Below are 19,675 nucleotides of genomic sequence, written 5' to 3'. Positions count from 1 at the left end.
GCCGGCCCGTTGTCCCCGGGCTCGGTAGCCGGCCCGTTGTCCCCGGGCTCGGCGGCCGGCTCGGTCTTTCCCGGCTCCGCGGCCGTCCGCCGCCCCGGATCCGTGCCGGGTGCCGACTCGCGTGTCATGGGTTCGCCTCCTGTTCGGGCCGACGGCCGGTCCGGCCCTCCCGGTACCCGCGCCAGCTCCGGTGAGGCCGTGTCCAACGGGACCGACCAGGACCGGACGAGGCCCAACTGGACGCCCTGGCGCGGGAGTACGGCGTCCAGCAGCCAGTCGGCGGCGACCCGGATGCGGTTGCCGGGCAGCGCGGCCAGGTGATAGCCGCGGGTGACGACACCGGCGGCCGGGCCGGACAGCGGGACGCCGAGCGGATTGGCCGCGGCCCGGGCCCCGCCCAGGTCGACGGCGAAGCCCAGGTCCCGGTGGCGGTACGGACGCCGGCGCCGGCCGAGACCGAGCGAGCCGGCCACGTTCTCGCCGGCCACCCGGCCCTGCCGCCAGGCGTGCTGCGCCGTCATGGGGGTGAAGCTCCCGGGACGCTCCAGGTCGGGCACGGCGGCCGCGTCCCCGCAGGCGAACACGTCGGCGCGGCCCGGCAGTTGCAGCTGCGGATCGACGATCAGCCGGCCGCGCTCCAGCGGCTGCCCGACGGCCTCCACCAGCGGATCGGGTCGTACGCCCACGCACCACACCAGGGTCCGGGAGGCCACGAACTCCCCGTCGGTGAGCAGCACCCCGTCCCGGGTGGCCTCCTTCACCGACGTGCCCATCCGCACGTCGACACCCCGCGCCCGCAGCACCCGGTCGGCCGTACGGGACAGCCGCTCGTCCAGCTCCGGCAGCACCCGCGGCGCCACGTCCAGCAGGAGCCAGCGGGGGCGCAGGCCGCCGGGCAGGGGGCGCCGGCGGACCAGCCGGTCGGTGAGCATCTGAAGATGGGCGGCCACCTCGGTGCCGGTGTAGCCGGCGCCGACCACCACGAAGGTGCACCGGGCGGCGCGGCGGCCGGGGTCGTCCTCGGCGGCGGCGAGTTCCACCTGCCGGGTCACATGGTCGCGCAGGTAGAGCGCCTCGGGTAGCCCGCGGAAGCCGTGCGCGTGCTCGGCGACACCGGGGACGGGCAGCAGTTTGTTGACGCTGCCGACGGCCAGCACCAGCCGGTCGTACCGCAGGCTGCCCGCGCCGCCCTCGGGGTCGGAGTAGTGGACGGTGCGCTCGTCCAGGTCGACGCCGTCCGCCTCGCCGAGCACCAGGCGCACCCCGCGCAGGGTGCCGGGCAGCGACACGGTGACCCGGCGGGCCTCCAGGACGCCGGCGGCGACCTGCGGCAGCAGCGGCAGGTAGAGGAAGTAGTCGGTCGGGTTCAGCAGGGTGATGTCGGCCCGGTTCCGGGTGAGCCGGGCCAGGGTGCGGGCAGCCCGGTACCCGGCGAAACCGGCGCCGACGATCACGACGCGAGGTCGGCTCACGGTGCGCCTCCGGCGGTGTGGCTCGTCCGAGGTCTTCCGCGTAACCGGGGCCGGGGCACCCAAACGCCGGGCCGGTCACCCGTACGCCGGTCCGGGCACCCGAACGCCGTCCCGCCGGTGCCCGCGTTTCGCCCGGGCCGGCCTCGGTTACCCGGGCCGGGACCGGATCACACCACCACGGGCTTCGTCCGCGCGGAGGTTTCCCCATGCCCGAGTACGGCTATTTCCTGGCGAGCGAGGAACACGACCCCGCAGCCCTCGTCGAACAGGCCCGGATGGCGGAGCAGGCCGGCTTCCAGGCACTGTGGATCTCCGACCACTTCCACCCGTGGAACGACGCCCAGGGGCAGAGCGCGTTCGTGTGGTCGGTGATCGGCGCGCTGTCGGAGGCGGTGTCGCTGCCCGTCGAGACCGCGGTGACCTGCCCGACCGTACGGATGCACCCGGCGGTCGTGGCGCAGGCCGCGGCGACCAGCGCGGTGATGACCGAGGGCCGCTTCCGGCTGGGCGTGGGCACCGGCGAGGCGCTGAACGAGCACATCCTCGGCGACCGCTGGCCCCCGCTGCCCGTGCGCCTGGAGATGCTGGAGGAGGCGATCCAGGTGATGCGCCGGCTGTTCACCGGGGAGGAGGTCAACCACCACGGCACCCACTACACCGTGGAGAACGCCCGCCTCTACACCGTCCCCGACGAGCCCGTCCCGATCGACATCTCCGGCTTCGGCCCGAAGGCGACCGCGCTGGCCGCGCGGGTGGGCGACGGCTACATCACGATGACGCCGGAGGAGGAGATGGTCACCCGGTTCCGCGAGGGCGGCGGCGGGGCCAAGCCGGTCAGCGGCGGCACGAAGGTCTGTTACGGCACCGACCGCGAGGAGTGCGTCCGTACGGTGCACCGGCTCTGGCCCAACGAGCTGCTGCCCGGCGAGATGGGGCAGGTGCTGCCCTCGCCCCGGCACTTCGAGCAGCTGCACGAGCTGGTCACCGAGGACATGGTGCGGGAGCAGTCGGTGTGCGGGGACGACGTCGACGAACATGTGTCGGCGCTGAAGGCGTTCGCGGACGCCGGGTTCGACCGGGTGTACGTGAACCAGATCGGTCCCGATCAGCGGGGGTTCTTCGACTTCTACCGGACGAAGGTGCTGCCGCAGCTTCGCGGGTGAGCGGGGGGGTGGTGAGGTCGGCCGCACCACCCCTCCTCGCCCCTTCCCTCCCCGTCAGGCCCTGTGGTGAGGGGTCTCCGGCGGGGTCTGCGGCATCGGCGGGTACGGCATGCCGAGGCCGGTCGGCGGGGTGGCCGGCGGCGCGCCGCCCACCACGTGCTGCGGGGGGTGCTGCCGGTGCCCGGAGTGGGCGGCGCCGCGCAGGCAGTAGGCCAGCGCGCCCAGGAGCACCGCGGTGATCAGTGCCGCGGCCCAGCCGGGCAGGGCGGTCGCCAGGGCCAGGCCCACGGCGAGGGCCACCGCGCCGCCCGCGTACAGGGCGACGGCGCCCGACGCGGCGTAGAGCATGGCGGTGCGGCGCCGCTTGCGGGACTGCTCCCGCAGTTCGTCGCGTACCGTCTCGCGTGCCACCTGAGCCAGCTCTTCGACGAGGTGCTTGTCCAGATGTTCCAGGTGATCCAAACGGTCCATACCCTCCGGGTACCCGCCGGGCACAGCGGGTAACGCGGGGGGGCCTGCGCGCCGCCGGGGACGCCAACTAGGCTCGGGGGCATGGAGATTCTGGGCGCCACGCTGCGCATCTGCGTCGACGACCTCGACACCGCGATCCCCTTCTACGAGAGCCTGTCCGGCGGCACAGCGCAGCGCTTCCAGCGCGGCGGCGTGCAGGTCGCCGCGATCGGCTCCTTCCTGCTGATGAGCGGACCGGAGGAGGAGCTGGAGATCCTGCGCAAGGTGGCGGCCACGATCGCCGTGAAGGACGTGGACGAGGCCCACCGGCTGCTGACCGGGCTGGGCGCCAGGATCATCGCGGGGCCGGTGCCGACGCCGGTGGGCCGGAATCTGCTGGCGATGCATCCGGACGGCTCGGTCTTCGAGTACGTGGATCAGCGCGGCTGAGCCGCTTCCGTGCGCATCTCGGTGGTCAGGGCCCAGCGTTCGTGGTCGCGCCAGGCCCCGTCGACGTAGATCATGTTCGGCGAGAAGCCCTCCAGGCGGAAGCCGGCGCCCCGGGCGAGGGCGATGGAGGCGGCGTTGCCGGGCTGGACGTTGATCTCCAGCCGGTGCAGGCCCAGCGGCCCGAACGCGTACCCGATCACCAGCTCCAGTCCTTCGCGCATCAGGCCCCGCCCGGCCGCGTGCGCGAAGGCGCCGTAGCCGAGGGCGCCGCACTGGAAGCCGCCCCGCACGATGTTGTTGATGTTGATGAAGCCGGCGATGGCCCCGCTGTCCTTCTCGCAGACCAGGAAGCCGACCCGGGCGGGGTCCTCGATGAGCCGGCCGGCGTAGTCGGCGTACGCCTCGTCGCTGTCCGGCGGGAACAGCCACGGCCGGTGCAGGTCCTTGCTCTCCCGGGCCCGCGCGGTGAACTCCGGGCCGTCGTCGAGGGTGAAGGGGCGGAGGGCGACGCGCGGGCCCTCGGCGAGGTGGCGGGACGGGGGGTGCGGCATCCGGCCAGCCTACGGCGTCAGAGCAGCGCCGGCTCGTCCAGCGTGAGCGTGCCCGCCTCCGCGTCCAGCTCGGCCGCGACCCCGAACGGGATGGTCAGCGCCCCCTCGCCGTGGCCGAAGCCGACGTTCTCCGCGACCGGCACCCCGAGTCCGCCGAGCCGGTCGACCAGCAGGGGGCGCACCTCGGTGTAGTCGGCGCAGTCCGCCCAGGAGCCGAGCAGCACTCCGCGCACCCCGTCCAGCCAGCCGGCGCGCAGGAGTTGGGTGAGGTACCGGTCCAGCCGGTACGTCTCCTCGCCCACGTCCTCCAGGCAGAGCAGTCCGCCGCGGGCGGCGGGCCGGGCGTGCGGGGTGCCGAGTTCCGCGGCGAGCAGGCAGAGGCAGCCGCCGAGGGTGGTGCCGCGGGCGCGGCCGGGCACCAGGGCCGTGCCGCCGGAGGCGATGGTGCGGACCGTCTCGGGGGCGAACAGGGTGGCCCGCAGGTGCTCCTGGGCCCGCGCGTTCTTGAGGAAGTCGATGCCGGCCGCCATCGGCCCGTGCAGGGTGACCAGTCCCAGGCGGGTGGCGATGGCCTCGTGCAGCACGGTGAGATCGCTGAACCCGACGAAGACCTTGGGCCCAGCCGCCCGCAGCGCGTCCCAGTCGAGCAGGTCGATCATGCGCTGCACGCCGTAGCCGCCGCGGGCGCACAGCACGGCGTCCACGGTGGGGTCGCACCAGGCGTTCTGGAAGTCGGCGGCGCGGTCGGCGTCCGTGCCGGCGAGGTAGCCGAACTCGGGGTGCCGGTCCAGGACATGGGGGCCGACGACCGGGTCGAGATCCCAGCCGCGCAGTACGTCGAGGCCCGCCTGGAGCCGTTCCTCGGGCACCGGCCCGCTGGGGGCGACGACGGCGACCCGCGCGCCCGGGGCCAGCCGGCGCGGCCGGACGAGTTCGTTCACGGGGTCAGCTCCACCTTCGGTACCGATGGTGTCGGCTCCAGCCCGAACACCTGGGCGTACAGGGACAGTTCCGCCTCCAGGGCGCGGATCATGGTATCGGCCCGGCGGAACCCGTGCCCCTCCCCGGCGAAGGTGAGGTAGGCGTGCGGCACGCCCCGGCCCGCGATCCGGGCGAGGAAGCGCTCGCACTGGGCGGGCGGGCAGACGACGTCGTCCGTGCCCTGGAGCAGCAGGAAGGGCACGGTGAGCCGGTCGGCGTGCGCGGTCGGGGAGCGCTCGGCGTACCGGGCGGGCACCTCGGCGGGCGGGCCGATCAGCGACTGAAGGTAGCGGGACTCGAAGTCGTGGGTCTCGCCGGGGCCCCAGGTGGCGAGGTCGAGCACCGGGTAGACGATGGTGCCGCAGGCGTAGACGTCGGTGGTGGTGAGGGAGGCGGCGGCGGTCCAGCCGCCGGCGCTGCCGCCGCGGATCGCCAGCCGTGCGGGGTCGGCGGTGCCCTCGTCGGCGAGGGCGCGGGCGACGGCCGCGCAGTCCTCGACGTCGACCACGCCCCACTGTCCGCGCAGCCGCTCCCGGTAGGCCCGGCCGTACCCGGTGGAGCCGCCGTAGTTCACCTCGGCGACCCCGATGCCCCGCGAGGTGAAGTAGGCGACCGCCAGGTCCAGCACGAGCGGCGCCCGGCTGGTGGGCCCGCCGTGCGCCCAGATGACATAGGGCGGCAGTTCGCCGTCCGGCGCGGTCCGTGCGGGGTGGTGCGGCGGGTGGACGTGGGCGTGCACCTCGCGGCCGTCGGGGCCGCGGAAGGTGCGGATCCGCGGCTCCGGGTAGTGGGCGGGGTCGACGGGGTCCCGGTGCCGGGCGCCGACCACGCGGGCGTGGCCGGTGCCGGTGTCCAGCTCGATCACCTCGTACCCGGTGCGCGGGCCGGCGCCGACCGTGACGACCCGCCGGCCGTGGGTGGCGAGGGTGGGGGTGCACTCGGTCCAGGGTCCGGCGGCGTCGACGATCTCGCCGGACTCCGGGTCCAGTATCCCGAGGACGGCGGCACCGCGGCCGTGCACGACCGCCAGGAGCCCGTCGTCCAGCGGCGCGAACCAGCGCAGGCCGAGCTGCCACAGGGGCCCGCCGAACTCCTCCTCGCGCGTGCACAGAGGGGCGCCGTCGCGGTAGAGGTTCCACCAGCCGCTGCGGTCGCTCGCGTACAGCAGCCTGCCGTCGTGCGCCCACTCGACCTGGGCGACGGCCTCGTCCGGTCCGCCGGCCACCGTCCGCGGCTCGGTCAGCCGGCCGTCCTCCGTGACCTCGGCGACCAGCAGCTCCGTCCCGTCCCACGGCATCCGCGGATGGTCCCAGCCCAGCCAGGCGGCCCGCCGCCCGTCCGGGGAGAGCCGGGCGCCGGTGACGAACCGGTGCCGGGCGCCGGTCAGCTCCCGGACGGCACCGCGGTCGTCGGCGGCCGAGCCGTCCAGCGGTACGGCGGCCAGGAGCCTCCTGACGTCGTCGGGTCCGTCCCCGGTGAACTCCTCCAGCACGCACCACACCTCACCGCGGGCGAGGTCCAGCCGGGGCTCGGCCCAGCGCAGGCCGCCGCCCACCGCGGAGCGGGGGGTGAGCGGGACGGGCTCGCCGCCGGGCTCGTACCGGTACAGCCGCTGGTCGGCGCAGTGCACGAAGACGATCAGCGGCCGGCCGTCGTGGACCTCCCCGGTCCAGGGCCGGCCGCCGTACTCGATGACCCGGCTGCGCACGTTCCACGGCTCGGGCAGCACCGACTCCTCGCCCCCCGCGGCCCGTCGCCGCACCAGGGCCCGCCGGCCGCCCTCGGCCGGCCGGGGCTCGGTCCACCAGATCTCGTCCCCGACGAAATCCACCCACTCCGGCCGTCCGTCGTGCGCGGCGGCGAGCGCCGCGTCGATGGGCGACGGCCAGGATCCGTACGGCGACCTCAGCACCTCGTCCCCCACCGGCTAGGCCGTCCGCAGGAAGCGGTCCAGTACCCGGACCCCGAAGTGCAGCGCCTCGACGGGCACCCGTTCGTCCACGCCGTGGAACAGCGCCCCGTAGTCGAGGTCCGCGGGCAGCTTCAGCGGGGTGAAGCCGTAGCCGGTGATGCCGAGCCGGGAGAACTGCTTGGCGTCCGTGCCGCCCGACATGCAGTACGGCACCACGTGCCCGCCGGGCGCGAACTCCTCGACGGCGGCCCGCATCCGCGCGAACAGCGGCGCGTCCACCGGTGCCTGGAGGGCCACTTCGCGGTGCGCGAACTCCCACTGCACGTCCGGACCCGTCAGCTCGTCCAGCGTGGCGGCGAACTCCTCCTCGGTGCCCGCCAGATACCGCCCGTCCACATGGGCGACCGCCTCGCCGGGGATGACGTTGAGCTTGTAACCGGCGTCCAGCATGGTCGGGTTGGCGCTGTTGCGGACGGTCGCCTCGACCAGCCGGGCGGCCGGGCCGAGCTTCTCCAGCAGCCGGTCCACGTCGGTGAAGTCGGCGTCGATGCCGTAGAGGGCGGCGAGTTCGGCGAGGGCGGCCCGCACGGTCGGGGTGAGGCGGAGCGGCCACTCGTGCTCGCCGATGCGGGTGACGGCGGCGGCCAGCCGGGTCACCGCGTTCTCCTTGTTCACCTTGGAGCCGTGCCCGGCCCGGCCGCGCGCGGTGAGCTTGAGCCAGCCGGTGCCCCGCTCCCCCGCGGCGATCGGGTAGATCTCCCGGCCGGCCCCGTCGTGGAAGGTGAAGGCGCCCGACTCGCTGATGCCTTCCGTGCAGCCCTCGAAGAGTTCGGGGTGCCGGTCGGCGAGGAATCCGGAGCCGTCCTCTGCGCTGGCCTCCTCGTCGGCGGTGAACGCGATGACGAGGTCGCGGCGGGGCCGTACGCCCTGCCGGGCCCAGGACCGGAGCACCGCCAGGATCATCGCGTCCATGTTCTTCATGTCGACGGCGCCGCGCCCCCACACCAGGCCGTCCCGGACCTCGCCGGAGAACGGGTGGACACGCCAGTCGGCGGCCTCGGCGGGTACGACGTCGAGGTGGCCGTGGACCAGCAGCGCGTCGGCGGACGGGTCGGTGCCCTCGATCCGGGCCACCACGTTGGTACGGCCCGGGGTGCGCTCCAGCAGCAGGGGTTCCAGCCCCGCCCCGGCCAGCCGCTCGGCCGCGTACTCGGCGGCGGGCCGCTCCCGGCAGTCCCCGCCGCCCCGGTTGGTGGTGTCGATGCGGATCAGACCCGAGGTGAACTCCACGACCTCGGCCAGGGCCAGCTCATCGGCCCGCTGGTCAGCCATACTGCTCCTCCACGGCGGCAGAGACGATCGTGGTGACCGCCTTGAACGTCCTGATCCCCTCGTACATGGTGGAGCTGGTGTACGCCACCTTCCGCTCCCCGGTCCGCGCCACGCCGGGGACGACCGTGGCGGCCGACGCGAGGTGCTCGGCGTCGAACTCGACGGCGACGGTGAACGGCCCGCCGCGCACCGGGGGGTGACGGACCGCCAGCCCGGTCGCCTCCTTGGCCGCCGCGCGGATGTCGGCCGCGGTCCTGGCCGGTGTCCGGCACACGGCGGCGTAGCGCGACACGTGGTCCTTGACGGCGACCTTCCGTGCCTCGGGCGCATAGCCGAGGGCGTCCTCGCAGGCGATGTCGTCGCCGGTGACGAGGACGACGGGGACGCCGTACTCGGCGACGACGTGCGCGTTGAGCAGACCCTCGCTGGCCCGGACGCCGTTCAGCCACACCCCGGTGATCTGGTTGGCGAGGTAGGTGTGGGCGAGGACGCCCTCCATGCCGGCGCCCGCGTGGTAGCCGACGAACGCGATGCCGTCGACGTCGCCGTGCTGGACGCCCTCCACCATGGACAGCGCCTTGTGCCGGCCGGTGAGCATCTCGACCCGCTCGTCGAGCCGCTCAAGCAGCAGGTTGCGCATGGTCCAGTGGGCCTCGTTGACGAGCACCCGGTCGGCGCCGCCGTCGAAGAAGCCCTCCACGGCGGCGTTCACGTCCGAGGTGAACATCGAGCGGCACCGCTCCCACTGCGGCGTCCCCGGCAGCACGTCGGCGGGCCAGGTGACGCCGGTGGCCCCCTCCATGTCGGCACTGATGAGGATCTTCATGCTGGTCCACGTTACGCGCCGGAGGGGGAACTTCCTATGAGGCGGAGAGGGCTTCGCGCGCGGGCCGGCCGGACGTCATGGGGCCGGGCAGGGCGGGGTGAAGTCGACCGCCGGGAAGTACCGTGCCCATGCGGCCCGGGTGATCCGCGGGTACGCGCTGTCGCAGACGCGGGCGGCGACCCGGTCCGGGCGGGTGTCCCACAGCCGGATCGTGAAGTCGTTGCCGCCGGTGGCCAGGGTGTCGCCGTGCGGGCCGAACGCCACGGCCGGCACCGGGTCCGCGTGGCCGGCGAGGACGGCGGGGGCAGCCGTGCCGTGCACGTCCCACAGCAGGACCTGGCCGTCGGCGGCACCGGCTGCCAGCCGGCGGCCGTCCGCGGAGAAGGCCGGCGGGTAGAGCCAGGAGCCGGACGCCCGCAGCCGCGCCGCCTTCGCCGGGCGGCCGGTGCCGTCGATGGCACCGATGTCACCGATGTCGATCAGCCAGACCGTCCGGTCCGTCCGGTGGACGGCGGCCAGCGTCCGGTTGTCGGGGCTGAACACGCCATGGGTCAGCGGGTCGGACCGGAACGGGGACGGCAGTTCCCGGGGGCTGCGCGGATCGCCGATGTCCCAGAGGCGCAGGGAGCCGGACTCGCCCGTGCTCGTCACCAGCGTGCGGCCGTCCGGCCGGAACGACGCCGTCGTGACGGGCGGCCCGCCCTCGGTGATCCGGCCCACCGGCCGGGGGCCGCCGGGATCGGTCAGGTCCCACAGTCCGGTCGCGTCGTGCGCCCACACGGCCAGCAGGTGGCCGTCGGGGCTGAAGCCGGCCCCGGCGACTTCGCCGGCGTCGGGGGTGAGGACCGCCGTGAGCCGGGGGCGGCGCGGTTCGGTCACGTCCCAGACGCGGACGGTGGTGTCCTCGCTCCCGGTGACGAGGGTGCGCCCGTCCGGGCTGAACGCCACGGACCGCACGAACCTGGTGTGCCCGCGCAGGATCGCCCGCGACCACAGGGCCCGGCCGCCGGTGACCTGCCACAGGCGTGCGCTGCCGTCCCAGCTGGCGCTGGCGAGCAGACGGCCGCCCGGGGCGAACGCCAGGCAGGTGACCACGTCGTCGTGGGTGCCGAGCGTGAGGTCCGCCAGGTTCAGCAGCCGGTCGGAGTTGGCGAGCATGCGGCGGTCCGGGCTGAACGCGGCTTGGTAGGCCCCACCGGGAATCACGCCGACGCGCCGGGGGCGTGCGGGGTCGGCGACGTCCCAGAACAGGGTGGATCCGCCGGTCGAGACGAGCGTGCGGCCGTCGGGGTGGAACGCCACCGACCAGACGATCGCGGAATGGCCGTGCAGGACGACCGGTGGCCGCGTCCGCCGGCCGCTGCCGATGGACCAGATCCGTGCGGTGTGGTCCCAGCCACCGGTCGCCACCGTCCGTCCGTCCGGGCTGAACGCCACGGAGGTCATCGTGTCGGTGTGGCCGCGGAGCACGTCGAGGCGGCGCGGACGCGCGGGGTCGGTGACGTCCCACAGCACGGCGGTGGTGTCGCCGGTGGTCGCCAGCGTGTCCCCGTCCGGGCTGAACGCCGTCGAGGTGACCACGTGGGTGTGGCCGGGGAGGGTGGCCACGAGCGAGGGACGCCGGGGATCTCGCACGTTCCACAGCCGGGTCGCACCGTCGGTGTGACCGGTGGCGACGATGTCGCCGCGGGGCCGGAACGCCACCCAGGTCGGCGCGGCCCGCTGGGCCGGCAGGGTGCTCAGCTCGGTGGGCGCTCGCCGGTTCGCCACGTCCCACAGCCGTACCGACCGTTCGCCAGCCGCCGCCAGGACGCGTCCGCCCTGCCCGAACGCGACCGCCAGCATCCGCCCGGGCTGGTGCAGGACCGCCGACTGGACGGGGCGGTGGGCGTCCCCGACGTCCCACAGCCGGACCGTGCGGTCCCAGCTCGCGGTGGCCAGGAGCGTGCTGTGCGGGGCGAAGGAGACCGAGACCACGTCGGATCCGTGGCCGGTGAGGCGGCTCGTGTACGGCGTCGCGAACGCGCTCATCAGCTGGTCGCGGACGTCGGACGTGGCGGCCAGCCGGTAGGCGGCCAGGTTCAGTTGCGCGGCGAGCGCCGGGTTCTGCGGCCGGACCTCGGCCGCGTCCGCGGCGGCCTTCCGCGCGATGGCCACGTTGCGCTGCCGGATGGCCGAGCCGCGCGAGCCGACGGCCAGCACGCCCGCGGTGACCGCGACGACCACCAGCACGGTGAGCAGCGCGACCAGCTGCCGCAGCCGGACCGTCCGCCGTCTGACCGCCGCCGTCTCGCCGGCCTGCGCGTCCCTGCTCGCGTCGAGGAAGCGCCGTTCCCTGGACGTGAGCCGGCTGCCGTCCGCGGCGGCCAGGTCCAGTGCCGCGGCGAGCCGGGCACCCCGGTACAGGGCGTGCGGGTCGCGGTCCTGCGCCTCCCAGCCGGCGGTCGCCTCGGTGAGCTGCCGGTGCAGGAGCAGCCGGTCCCGGTCTTCGGTCAGCCAGCCGCGCAGCCTCGGCCAGCACCGGATGATCGCCTCGTGGGTGATCTCGACGCACTCCTCGTCCAGCGTCACCAGCCGCTGCCGGGCGAGGGATTCGAGGACGAATGCGGTGTCGGGGCCCGGGTCCAGTTCCTCCCTGCTGATCCGGCGCCTGGTGTCCTCGGTCCCGACGCCCAGCGCGGTCAGCCGGAGGAAGAGCGATCTGGCGACGTTCCGCTGCGCCGGCGACAACGCCCGGTACGCGACCTCCGCGGTCTGCGCGAGCGCGTGCTGGATTCCGCCGGCCGCCAGGTACCCGTCCAGGGTCAGGCGGTTGCCGCTGCGGCGGCGCCAGGTCTCCACCATCGCGTGCGAGACCAGCGGCAGCGCGCCCGGCTGGCCGGTGGCGTCCGCGACCACGGCCGCCAGCAGCGGGCCGGTCACCGTGCAGCCGGCGAGCGCGGCCGGCCGGGTGATGGCCTCGCGCAGCTCCTGGCTGCTCATCGGGCCGACCGCGATCTGCGCGTCGCGCAGGGCCTCCACCAGTTGGGGGTCCTGGACGCAGTGGCCGTAGAAATCGGCGCGCACGCCGAGGACCACCCGGGTACGGCTGGTCGTCGCCGTGGCGGCCGTGATCAGCAGGGAGAGGAACGCGACCCGTTCGTCCCGGTCCCGGCAGAGGGTGAAGACCTCCTCGAACTGGTCGACCACGATCAGGGTGTCGATGTCGGGCGCGCGGTCGAGCACGGCCTGCCGGATCCGCAGGTGCAGCGTCGCGGGATCGTCGCGCAGTTCGGTCAGCAGCGCGCCGGGGGCCTCTCCCGTGACCGTGGCCAGGCGGACCGCGCACTCCTCCACGGGGCGGGGCCCCGGCGTGAAGAGCAGCACCGGCCACCCCGCCGCCCGTGCGCGGGCGACGAGCCCCGCCCGCAGCAGCGAGGACTTCCCCGACCCGGACGGCCCGAAGACCGCCAGGAACCGGCGGTCGCGCACCTTGGCCAGCACCTCGCCGGTCAGCCGCTCGCGCCCGAAGAAGCGGTCGGCGTCCTCCGGCTGGAACGCCGACAGCCCGGCGTACGGTGCGCCCTCCGGGCCGGCGTCCGCGGGCTCGTCGCCAGGTGTGCCGACGGCGAGCTCGGCGGCGACCGCGTGCCAACGGGCCTCCCAGGCGCGGCAGTCGCCCCGGCACGCCGCCACGTACGCCAGGGTGACGCTCAGGCTCGGAAAGGTACGCCCGCCCGCGGCGTCCGACAGCGTGGTGGACGAGTAGTGGGCCCTGCGGGCCAGTTCCCGGTAGGGCGGCCGTCCCGCCGCCTCGCGCAGCTTGCGCAGGTCGGCCGCGAAGCGCGGCAGCGGACCGGTGTCCGGGTCGAGGGGGCGTTCGGCGCGTGGCACGGGTCTTCCTTTCTGCCGCCTCGCCCCGGCCGCGACGCGGGGCGTGCCGGGCTGTCGCTGTCCGGCTGTTGTTGTCCGGCGGTCCGCGGCCCGGCGCCGGACAACCCGGGGCGCCTACACATGGGCCAGCGCAACCGCGCACCGGCTGTACGGAGGGAAAGCATGAACACCGTGAAACGACTGCTCCCGCTGCTGGCGGCCGTCGGGCTCGCGGTCGGCGGGACCTTGACGGGCCCGCCGGCCTACGCCGCGGCACCACTGCTCAAGTCCAACCTGAACGGAAGGTGTGCCGACATCTTCATGTTCCACCAGGAGAACGGCGCCTCCACCGTGACGTGGGACTGCCACGGCAACACCAATCAGCAATGGCGCTGGGACGGTGAGCAGATCCGGTCCGGCCTGAACGGCAAGTGCCTGGAGATCTACGCCTTCCATCCGGGTGACCAGGGCGCGGTGAGCATGTGGGACTGCACCGGCGGCAGCAACCAGAAGTGGTTCCGGAACGGCTCCGAGATCCGTAGCCGGATGAACGGCAAGTGCCTCGACATCCTGGGCGGCCGGCCGGAGAACGGCCAGCTCCTGGTGAGCTGGAGCTGCAACGGGGCGCGGAGCCAGAGCTGGGACTTCTGACCCCGGTGGCCCGGCCCGGCACGACCTGTGCCGGGCCGGGCGCCGCCGTCGTACCGCCGGCTCCGGCTCGCCGGCCTGCTCGGCGCCGGCCTGCTGTGCGGGCATGCCTCCACGACTCCCCCGGGCAGAAGGGACCCCGACAAGGACGAGACTCGCGCACCGCGGACGAGACCGCGCCGGAACGGCCCGCGGTCACCCGGACGAGGTAACGGGCCCGCGGTCACGGCAGGGTGCGGCGAGCGGGCCCACGTCTTCCCCGGACCGGTCACCGTGCCGGCCCCCGCACCACACCGTCGCCGTCCGGTGAGCGGGGTCGGGGTCCCCGTCGCAGTCCGGGTGCCCGACGGTCGCTTCCGCACCGGCCAGACCCCTGCGCGGGCCTGCGGGGAGACACGCACCCGCACGACGTCCCCGGTCCGGAACCGGGGAGCCGCAGCCACCTCCACATCACCGGCCCGCCTACCGGGAACTCACCCACGCCTGGATGCGCCGCAGCCGCGTCCACCCGGAGAAGCACTTCGCCCCGGACACCGCCCGCCGGCTCGACGCGCTCATCGAGGGCCTGACCCTGCACCGCGCCCTGGCCACCGGCGGCGGCCCCGGGGCCGGTCAGGCCCTGCCGAGGACGAACCAGTGGGCCGGCAGGTCGATCCGGGTGCCGTCCGCGAGGTACTCGGTCTGCGGCAACGTCGTCTCGCCCTCGGCCAGCACGGTGAGGCCGGCCTCGGCGAGCAGCCGCGGGATCTCCTCGTCGGGGGCGTCGGCGGGCTTGAGGCCGTGCTGGAAGACGCGCTGGAGCTTGGGCGGCGGGCCGGCCGGTTCGGACGCCGCTCGCCGCAGCACGTCCCGGGAGCCGGAGGTGAGTTCGACGACGAAGGCACGGCCCGCGCTGCCGATGAGCCGGGCGACGGCGGCGGCCACCGCGGGCCGCGCGGCCGGTTCGCTCTGGTGGATGACGGCCCGCATGTAGACATGGGCGTCGCCGAGCCGCCGGTGCAGGGCCTCCACGGCCTCGGCGTCGGTGAGGTCGAGCTGCTGGAACTCGACGGGGTCGCCGTTCGCGGCGCGGCGGGCGTGCTCGACGGCGGCGTGCGAGAGGTCGACGCCGACGGCGCGGGCGAACCGGGTGGCCAGGTAGCGGGTCTGGGTGCCGTTGCCGCAGCCGAGGTCGACGATCGTACGGTCCGGGTCGGCGTGGGGCAGGAGCAGGTCGCTGTGCGGCGCGGCGCTCAGCGCGGGATCGGAGTCCCATATCGCCTCGCCCCGGGCGTCGGAGGTCTCACTCCAGTAACTCTCCCAGGCATTGCGGTAGTTGTCCGAGACGTTCATGCGTTCTCCCCACGGTTCGATTCCGTGATCGGGATATCGCGGTGCCCGGGCGCACGGCAAGGGTCGGGTGGCCACCTTCACCGGATGTACGGCCCCCGGCCACTCCGTCAGCCGCTTGCGCCGAGGGCCTGTTCGAACCAGACGGTCTTGCGGTGCCCGGTGGCGCTGGCGCCCCACTCCCGGGCCAGCCGGCTGACCACGCGCAGGCCGCGGCCCGCGTCGTCGTAGGGGCCGGCGTTCAGCATGGCGGGCAGGGCCGGTTCGTCGTCGGTGACCTCGAACAGCAGCGCGTCGGTGCGGACGATCCGCAGGCCGATCCGGTCGCTCGCGGCATGCCGGACGGCGTTGGTGACGACCTCGCTGACCAGCAGTTCGGCCGTCTCGACGGCCTGCGGCAGACCCCAGTCCAGGAGGCGTTCGCGGACCAGGCGGCGGGCCCGGGCCACCTCGCGCGGGTCGGGGTCGAGCCGCCATTCGGCGACGTGGTCGTCGGGGATGCCGTTGAGGCGGGCCATGAGCAGGGCGACGTCGTCCTTGCGTCCGCCGCGGGTGTTGAGGGCACGGATGATGGTGTCGCAGGCGTCGTCCATGGAGGCCGCGGGGTGGGCGGCGGATTCGCAGAGCGCGGCCAGCCCCTCGCCGATGTCGGAGCCGCGCACCTCGACCAGGCCGTCGGTGCACAGCACCAGGCGGTCACCGGGCCGGACCGGGACCCGGACGGCCTCGAACGGGACGCCGCCGACACCGATCGGCGCGCCGGTGGGCAGCTCCAACAGTTCGCTGCCGCCGTCCTCGGCGCGGACCAGCACGGGCGGGATGTGGCCGGCGTTGGCGAGGGTCAGGTCGCCGCGGATCGGGTCGTACACCGCGTACAGGCAGGTGGCGAGGTAGGTGTCGCCGAGCCTGCGGGCCAGGTCGTCCAGATTGCGCAGCAGCTGGGCGGGCGGCGTCTCCATGGCGGCCATGGTCTGGACGGCGGTGCGCAACTGACCCATCATCGCCGCCGAGTTGAGGCCGTGCCCCATGACGTCGCCGACCACGAGGGCGGTGCGGGAGCCGGGCAGCTTGATGGTGTCGAACCAGTCGCCGCCGATCCGGCCGAGCCGGGTGCCCGGCAGATAGCGGGTGGCGACGTCGCAGCCGGCCATCCGCGGGGTGATCCGCGGCAGCATGCTGTCCTGGAGGGTGTCGGCGACGTTCTCCTGGTACGTGTACATGCGGGCGTTGTCGAGCACGAGGCCCGCGCGGGCGGCGAGTTCGGCGCCGGTGGTGCGGTCCATGTCGTCGAACTGCGGCCGGTCGGGGCGGCGCATCAGCACCATGAAGCCGAGGACGACGTTGCGTGCCTTGAGCGGGACGATCAGCAGCGAACGGCCACCGATGAGCGGCCTCAGGTCGCGCTTCTCGAACTCGCCGGAGATGCGCTCGCTCAGCTCGTCGGTGACCCGTGGCACGAGCACCGGCTCGCCGGTGACCATGCACTGGTAGAACGGGGTGTGCTCGGGGAAGGCGAAGGCCTCGCCGACGGGCACGGTGTCGTCCCAGCGGCCCGGTTCGTCGTTGTGCTCGACCCAGACCCGGAACATCACGGTGGTGGCGTCCGGCGGGCCGTCCGGGAAGCCCTCGCCGGCCAGCACCGCGGCGCGCAGATGGGTGCCGGCGAAGTCCGCGAACCGGGGTACGGCGGCGCTGGTGACCTCGCGGATGGTCTCGCCCAGGTCCAGGGAGGAGCCGATGCGGGAGCTGACCTCGTTGAGGAACTCCAGCCGCTCGCGGACGGCGGCGTACTCCAGGTCCTGTTCGGCGCCGGCCGGGATCACGGCCGGTGACCGCTGCTGCGGTACGACGGCTTCGGCGCGGGTGCGGCCGGGCCGGCGGGGCACGCCCCAGTACGGGCTGACGGGCACCCGCTCGAACTGGCTGAACTCCAGGACGGGGTAGCCGAGTTCGAGGACCTGCGAGACGATGCGGGCGCTGATTCCCGGTCCCATGTTGGGCAGGATGTCGGGCAGCCGCCGTTCGAGTTCCGCGGAGGCGGGCAGTTCGGTGTGGCGGGCGAAGCCGGGCGAGACCCGCTCGGCGGTCTCGTCGTCGTGGCCTCGTTCGGCGCGCAGCCGGGTGGCGTCGGCGGCGAGCACGAGCAGCCGGGAGGGGCCCGGGCCGACCAGCGGGTAGGCCCACCACAGGACATCGAGCCGCTCGTCGCCGGAGGCCTGCGCGGGCGGGCAGAGGCGGGCGCGGCCGGCCGTGGCGTACCCGGTGTACCCGTCGAGCGAGGACTCCAGGTCGGGGCCGGGTCCGTCGTGCGCGGTGAAGGCGTCCGGTGCCGGGGCGTCGTCCGGGAGAGTGCCGGAGACCGGCAGCAGGTCGGCCGCGGGACGGCCCACGGCGTCCTCCCGGGCCACGCCGAACAGGCGCCGCGCGCCGCTGCTCCAGTGGGACACCAGCCCGGCCCGGTCGACAACGACCACCGCCAGCGGAATCCGGCCCGCCGCGAGCTCGCCGGCCCCGCGCCCGGGAGCTGTGTCCCGCTCGCTGCCACGGTCCATGGCCCAGGCCCTCTCTCCCCACGGCTGTCCGCAAACGATCTGTCCCGCCGCCCACTACGGTACGGCGGCGTCCGGTCGCGATGTGTGGCAATCCTGGAATTGCTCCGGCCGGATCGCTCCGGCGCGCGGCTCCGCGCCCCCGCTCAGTCCTCGTGGCCCAGTTGGAGATCGCGTTCCGTGCGGCCACCCCCCGCGACCTGCAACACCGTGGCGACCGGCGGGTAACCTGCGGCGATGACGGTGTACTCACCGGAGGACAGATCGACGAACCGGAACGTTCCGTCGGGTCCGGTGGTGAGGGTGTCGACGACATTGCCGGCCGCGTCGAGCAGGGTCACGCGCGCGTCCTCCACGGCCCGTCCGCCGCTCGCCCGGACGGTGCCCTTCAGCACGGCCCCGCCCGCGAGTTCGATGTCCTGCCGGGTCTCCCGGGACGCCTGCACGGTGACCGGGAGCGCGGCGGGCCGGAAGGCGGGGGCGCTGGCGGCGAGGGTGTACTCGCCGGCGACCAGCTCGGTGATGACGTAGCCGCCCTCGCGTCCGCTGCGGGTGGCGGCGACGACCTCGCCGTGCACGTTGGTGAGGGTGACGGTGGCGTCCCGTACGGGGCTGCCGTCGGCGGTGAGCACGCTGCCGGCGAGGCGTCCGGCGCCGCCGAGGACGACGTCGAGTTCGACGGGGCGTTCGCCGACGGTGACGGAGACGGCCTGTGGCTGGTGCCCGCCGGCGGCGGCGATCAGCACGTACGACCCGGAGCCGGGGGTGCTGAGCGCGTACCGCCCGTCCTCGCCGCTGGCGCCCCGGCCGATCTGCTGCCCGGCGACGTCGATGAGGGTGAGCGCCGCGCGGGGCACCACGGTGCCGTCGGGGTGCTGCACGGTGCCGCAGACGGGGACCCCGGCGGCGTAGGGCGCGCGGGCGCCGGGGATCGAGGCGGTCACGGTCTGCGGCTCCGTTTCGGCGGTGTTGTGGGACACCAGTGGTTTCTCCTTGAGGAAGAAGGCGATGAGCAGGCCGAGGGCGAGCACCGGGACGAGGTAGAGGAAGATCCGGGGCATCGCGTCGGCGTAGGCGCGGACGTAGGCGTCGCGCAGGTCCGGGGGCAGCGCGTGGACGAGCTGCGGGGTGATCGAGTCGGGGTCGGGCAGGCCGGTGCCCGCGCGCGGGGGCAGTTCCCGGCGCAGGGCGTCGGTGAGCCGGTCGGCGAAGAGGGTGCCGAAGACGGCGGCGCCGACGCTGCCGCCGATCTGCCGGAAGTAGTTGTTGGCGCTGGTGGCGCTGCCGAGGTCGGCGGGGCGCACGGAGTTCTGCACGGCGAGCACGAGCACGGGCATCACCAGGCCGATGCCGGCGCCGAGGACGGCCATCCAGATGCTGTAGTGCAGCCGGGGGGTGTCGGTCTGGAGCCGGGACAGCAGCCACATGCCGACGGTGGCGACGGCGCCGCCCAGCACGGGGAAGATCTTGTAGCGGCCGGTCTGGCTGATGAGCTGCCCGCCGATGACGGAGGCGCCGACGATCCCGGCCATCATCGGCAGCATCAGCAGCCCGGACTCGGTGGCGCTGGCCCCGTCGACCATCTGCAGGAAGGTGGGCAGATAGCTGGCGGCGCCGAACAGGGCGACGCCGATCACCAGGCCGACCAGGCCGCTGAGGGTGAACACGGAGTCGCGGAACAGCCGGAGCGGGATGAGGGGTTCGGCGGCGAAGCGCTCGGCGACGAGGAAGAGGACGGTGGCGGCGAGGGCGCCGGCGCCGAGGCCGAGGATCTGCCGGGAGTCCCAGGCGTAGTCGGTGCCGCCCCAGCTGGTGAGCAGCACCAGGCAGGTGGAGGCGGCGGCGAGCAGCAGCGCGCCGAGGACGTCGAGCCGGGCGCGCGCCCGTGGCCTGGGGAGCTTCAGGACGACGGCGACGACGGCGAGGGTGACCAGGCCGAAGGGGACGTTGACGTAGAAGCACCAGCGCCAGGACAGGTGATCGGTGAAGTAGCCGCCGAGCAGCGGCCCGGCGACGGAGGCGAGGCCGAAGACGGCGCCGATCAGTCCCATGTACCGGCCGCGCTCCCGGGGCGGCACGATGTCGGCGATGATCGCCTGGACACCGATCATGAGCCCGCCGGCGCCGACGCCCTGGAGCGCGCGGTAGGCGATCAGCTGG

General features: G+C 74.5%; 14 protein-coding genes and 1 pseudogene. 4 read left to right on the top strand and 11 right to left on the bottom strand.

Features of this window, described 5'->3' with window-relative positions:
• On the bottom strand, positions 1 to 1,472 hold a 1,472-nt coding region (locus tag CCN44_RS03835), incomplete at its 3' end, for an NAD(P)/FAD-dependent oxidoreductase (RefSeq protein WP_086696847.1).
• A gap of 206 nt (positions 1,473 to 1,678) precedes the next feature.
• Between CCN44_RS03835 and CCN44_RS03830 the strand changes: the two genes are divergently transcribed.
• Positions 1,679 to 2,635: an LLM class F420-dependent oxidoreductase gene (locus tag CCN44_RS03830; protein ID WP_059254236.1), complete on the top strand. Its 957-nt coding sequence runs from the start codon at positions 1,679 to 1,681 to the stop codon at positions 2,633 to 2,635.
• A 54-nt stretch (positions 2,636 to 2,689) separates the two neighbouring features.
• Here CCN44_RS03830 and CCN44_RS03825 read toward each other — a convergent pair whose 3' ends face one another.
• Positions 2,690 to 3,106 (bottom strand): phage holin family protein, encoded by a 417-nt coding sequence (locus tag CCN44_RS03825; RefSeq protein WP_059254234.1) that lies wholly within the window; start codon positions 3,104 to 3,106, stop codon positions 2,690 to 2,692.
• A gap of 81 nt (positions 3,107 to 3,187) precedes the next feature.
• Between CCN44_RS03825 and CCN44_RS03820 the strand changes: the two genes are divergently transcribed.
• On the top strand, positions 3,188 to 3,535 hold the full coding sequence (locus CCN44_RS03820) for a VOC family protein (protein ID WP_086696846.1): 348 nt from the start codon (positions 3,188 to 3,190) through the stop codon (positions 3,533 to 3,535).
• Here CCN44_RS03820 and CCN44_RS03815 read toward each other — a convergent pair.
• From CCN44_RS03815 to CCN44_RS03790, 6 genes are all read right to left on the bottom strand, one after another.
• Positions 3,523 to 4,086, bottom strand: a complete 564-nt coding sequence (locus CCN44_RS03815; protein ID WP_059254230.1) for a GNAT family N-acetyltransferase — start codon at positions 4,084 to 4,086, stop codon at positions 3,523 to 3,525. The genes CCN44_RS03820 and CCN44_RS03815 overlap by 13 nt on opposite strands.
• Positions 4,087 to 4,103: 17 nt before the next feature.
• Positions 4,104 to 5,027, bottom strand: coding sequence for a S66 peptidase family protein (locus CCN44_RS03810; protein ID WP_059254228.1), 924 nt, complete (start codon positions 5,025 to 5,027; stop codon positions 4,104 to 4,106).
• Positions 5,024 to 6,991: an LpqB family beta-propeller domain-containing protein gene (locus tag CCN44_RS03805; protein ID WP_059254226.1), complete on the bottom strand. Its 1,968-nt coding sequence runs from the start codon at positions 6,989 to 6,991 to the stop codon at positions 5,024 to 5,026. The genes CCN44_RS03810 and CCN44_RS03805 overlap by 4 nt, the downstream gene beginning before the upstream one ends.
• A gap of 3 nt (positions 6,992 to 6,994) precedes the next feature.
• Complete coding sequence (locus CCN44_RS03800; protein ID WP_059254224.1) at positions 6,995 to 8,311, bottom strand: M20/M25/M40 family metallo-hydrolase; 1,317 nt, start codon at positions 8,309 to 8,311, stop codon at positions 6,995 to 6,997.
• Entirely contained in the window at positions 8,304 to 9,137 is an 834-nt protein-coding gene (locus CCN44_RS03795) for a M55 family metallopeptidase (protein WP_059254222.1), read from the bottom strand. The genes CCN44_RS03800 and CCN44_RS03795 overlap by 8 nt, the downstream gene beginning before the upstream one ends.
• Before the next feature lie 75 nt (positions 9,138 to 9,212).
• On the bottom strand, positions 9,213 to 13,010 hold the full coding sequence (locus CCN44_RS03790; protein ID WP_086696845.1) for an nSTAND1 domain-containing NTPase: 3,798 nt from the start codon (positions 13,008 to 13,010) through the stop codon (positions 9,213 to 9,215).
• Between the two features lie 162 nt (positions 13,011 to 13,172).
• On the opposite strand from CCN44_RS03790, the gene CCN44_RS03785 reads away from it, so the two are divergent.
• Together CCN44_RS03785 and CCN44_RS45850 are read left to right on the top strand one after the other, a co-directional pair.
• Positions 13,173 to 13,640, top strand: coding sequence for an RICIN domain-containing protein (locus CCN44_RS03785; protein ID WP_059254219.1), 468 nt, complete (start codon positions 13,173 to 13,175; stop codon positions 13,638 to 13,640).
• 451 nt (positions 13,641 to 14,091) lie between these two features.
• Positions 14,092 to 14,226 (top strand): annotated as a pseudogene (locus CCN44_RS45850) (TetR family transcriptional regulator); the annotation flags it as partial.
• Positions 14,227 to 14,249: 23 nt separating this feature from the next.
• On the opposite strand, the gene CCN44_RS03775 reads toward CCN44_RS45850, so the two are convergent.
• From CCN44_RS03775 to CCN44_RS03765, 3 genes are all read right to left on the bottom strand, one after another.
• Entirely contained in the window at positions 14,250 to 14,969 is a 720-nt protein-coding gene (locus CCN44_RS03775) for a class I SAM-dependent methyltransferase (protein WP_059254217.1), read from the bottom strand.
• A 107-nt stretch (positions 14,970 to 15,076) separates the two neighbouring features.
• Positions 15,077 to 17,518 carry an ATP-binding SpoIIE family protein phosphatase gene (locus tag CCN44_RS03770; protein ID WP_086696844.1) on the bottom strand — a complete coding sequence of 814 codons (2,442 nt, stop codon included), beginning with the start codon at positions 17,516 to 17,518 and terminating at the stop codon, positions 15,077 to 15,079.
• A gap of 143 nt (positions 17,519 to 17,661) precedes the next feature.
• A partial coding sequence (locus CCN44_RS03765) for an MFS transporter (RefSeq protein ID WP_086696843.1) occupies positions 17,662 to 19,675 on the bottom strand: 2,014 nt, incomplete at its 5' end.

It is taken from the genome of Streptomyces tricolor, assembly GCF_002155905.1.
Classification (GTDB): domain Bacteria; phylum Actinomycetota; class Actinomycetes; order Streptomycetales; family Streptomycetaceae; genus Streptomyces; species Streptomyces tricolor.
This window is presented reverse-complemented; position numbering and strand designations above follow the sequence as displayed.

What these genes read in the sequence shown, in the direction of transcription:
- CCN44_RS03815 (WP_059254230.1), bottom strand. Translation starts at nt 4,086, where the DNA reads ATGCCGCACCCCCCGTCCCGCCACCTCGCCGAGGGCCCGCGCGTCGCC.
- CCN44_RS03800 (WP_059254224.1), bottom strand. Translation starts at nt 8,311, where the DNA reads ATGGCTGACCAGCGGGCCGATGAGCTGGCCCTGGCCGAGGTCGTGGAG.
- CCN44_RS03795 (WP_059254222.1), bottom strand. Translation starts at nt 9,137, where the DNA reads ATGAAGATCCTCATCAGTGCCGACATGGAGGGGGCCACCGGCGTCACC.
- CCN44_RS03830 (WP_059254236.1), top strand. Translation starts at nt 1,679, where the DNA reads ATGCCCGAGTACGGCTATTTCCTGGCGAGCGAGGAACACGACCCCGCA.
- CCN44_RS03820 (WP_086696846.1), top strand. Translation starts at nt 3,188, where the DNA reads ATGGAGATTCTGGGCGCCACGCTGCGCATCTGCGTCGACGACCTCGAC.
- CCN44_RS03785 (WP_059254219.1), top strand. Translation starts at nt 13,173, where the DNA reads ATGAACACCGTGAAACGACTGCTCCCGCTGCTGGCGGCCGTCGGGCTC.
- CCN44_RS03770 (WP_086696844.1), bottom strand. Translation starts at nt 17,518, where the DNA reads ATGGACCGTGGCAGCGAGCGGGACACAGCTCCCGGGCGCGGGGCCGGC.
- CCN44_RS03825 (WP_059254234.1), bottom strand. Translation starts at nt 3,106, where the DNA reads ATGGACCGTTTGGATCACCTGGAACATCTGGACAAGCACCTCGTCGAA.
- CCN44_RS03775 (WP_059254217.1), bottom strand. Translation starts at nt 14,969, where the DNA reads ATGAACGTCTCGGACAACTACCGCAATGCCTGGGAGAGTTACTGGAGT.